1 protein-coding gene is annotated in these 251 nt (G+C 38.2%); it reads left to right on the forward strand.

Annotated elements, in window-relative coordinates; all coding sequences use genetic code 11:
- Positions 1-193 (forward strand): hypothetical protein (locus tag MN204_RS21145; RefSeq protein WP_249873010.1); only part of this gene is annotated, 193 nt, incomplete at its 5' end.
- Between the last annotated feature and the right edge of the window lie 58 nt (positions 194-251).

Raw genomic sequence — 251 nt, forward strand, 5'->3', positions numbered from 1 at the left:
AGTTAAGAATGTAGTGAACAGTACATATTGTTATTTAGAGTCTTCTTTGCTTTCACAAATGCTTTATGAGAAGCCTTATCAATACCTAAAGAAGGAAATCTATCTTTGGACTTCCAGCAATTTGTCTTTTTCATTGACATTTGTAGGTTATATGTTTGTTGCTTGTGCATTACTTGCCTTAATTAGTTGGTAGCAGGCGGATTGTGTGCTCTCCTGCCTCAACACTCTCGTCTCGCTTCCCTGCAATGCGT

Origin of the sequence: Oceanobacillus saliphilus (assembly GCF_023522835.1) — a bacterium.
Classification (GTDB): domain Bacteria; phylum Bacillota; class Bacilli; order Bacillales; family Amphibacillaceae; genus Oceanobacillus; species Oceanobacillus saliphilus.